This window comes from Subsaximicrobium wynnwilliamsii (assembly GCF_007997225.1).
Taxonomy (GTDB): domain Bacteria; phylum Bacteroidota; class Bacteroidia; order Flavobacteriales; family Flavobacteriaceae; genus Psychroserpens; species Psychroserpens wynnwilliamsii.
On record NZ_VORM01000087.1, the window covers coordinates 1 to 1,599 of the forward strand.

The window sequence follows — 1,599 nt, forward strand, 5'->3', positions numbered from 1 at the left end:
GGAGAAATTGAACCTAAAACAGCGGAAAAATTAAAGAAAATTGCGGAATAAAAACTACTGGCAACACCGTGTATAAGCCATTGCTGGGTCTGTGCCTATCTGGAAAATTCTTGGGAATTTTCCAGCGGAGTTTTGTACCTTTAATGGTTCGTGTGTTAGACACGCAACGGCTCATACACATAAAACGTTGTAAACAATTATGAGAAACATTCTTACATCAATTTTAATTCTTTGCTTTATCGGAGTAAAAGCTCAACATTGGAGTGACATTAATGAGGATTTAGGAATAACGGATACTCTTAATTATCCAACTGAAATCCGAATTTATGCAGGTGGCGGAATAACCAACTATACTTCACTTTTCAGAATGTACAAAAGTGAGCCTGATAATTGGACATCTGAATTTTACGAGCATTGGTCAAATGTCAATGGAGTAATGGAAATGAAAACGCAAAAGAAATTATTGAGTTCAAAAAGTGAAATGGAATATGTTTATCTAAACTTATTTCGGAGTTACATCTTTGAATTACCAAACAGAAGTGAAATAGATTGGAAATTGGCGGAACGAGGAGTGATAAAAAAAGAAGAAAAAAGATATAGTAGTAAGCATAAAAAAACAAGAACAGAATGGGACATTTTAACTAATAAATCAACAGATCTCGACGGAACAAGTTATTTTTTTAAAGCAAAAAACCGATATATGTCAAACGAATTTGAATTTGGAAATCCATTTTACTATAGAGATAAATATCCCGAAATAGATGAGCCAAAATATGTTTGTGAATTGATTGAGATTATCCGTTCTGAATTTGAAATCTGGGAAGAATAACTGTTTACAACAACGTATATAGCTCATAGCTAGTTAGTTGATTAATCGAAGTTAAGGTATATTTGCGAGTGCGCCAAATTTTTAAATTTGGCTTATTGATAAAAAAAGGGAACAAGAAAAATTTAAAAATTCGGCTCGTGCTAATCCGAAAGTAATTTTATAATTTGCACGCTACGAGCCATATACAAGAACGTTGTAAAAAATGGCAGAATTCACTCAGATCCATAAAATCCAGAATCTGTAAACTGTCTGATCTGAACTATTCCGGAAAATCAACTGTTGCGGAAACTTGAGCAAGTTTGCGGAATTTAAAATCTGACTCTATTTCAAAAAACAGTCGATTAATGATGGATTTTCTAAAGTAAGTTTGCGGAATAAATAACGGAACCTTTGCAGTTTGCGGAATTATTCAAGATGCGAAATTTAGTCAGATGCAGAATTATGCACGATGCGGAACTTAAGCAGTTCGCGTATTTGCTTACTCGAGCGCACAACTCAAATTAGCATTTTATCTAAAGTCTGAAATTCACGAAACTACATTTTACAACATCGCGTATAATTAATTGCTTGGCCTGTTCTTCTTCCGAAAATCCTCGTGGATTCGCTAGTTCGTTTTTATTTACTAAATTTACTGCTTGAGACGCGCAACTAATCATACTCAAGAGCGTTGGCATTCATTGTCTCACTCAAAACCAAAAACATATGATTAAAAGAAATTTATCTTCGATACTGGTTATAATTGCAATGCTTTTAAATATTCTCGGTTTTGA

Annotated in this window: 1 protein-coding gene; it reads left to right on the forward strand. The window is 33.6% G+C overall.

Annotated elements, in window-relative coordinates:
• Positions 1-199 precede the first annotated feature (199 nt).
• Positions 200-829, forward strand: a complete 630-nt coding sequence (locus ESY88_RS20590; protein ID WP_147088582.1) for a hypothetical protein — start codon at positions 200-202, stop codon at positions 827-829.
• Positions 830-1,599: the final 770 nt, after the last annotated feature.

Coding starts and splice junctions, on each gene's coding strand:
- ESY88_RS20590 (WP_147088582.1), top strand. CDS start 200: ATGAGAAACATTCTTACATCAATTTTAATTCTTTGCTTTATCGGAGTA.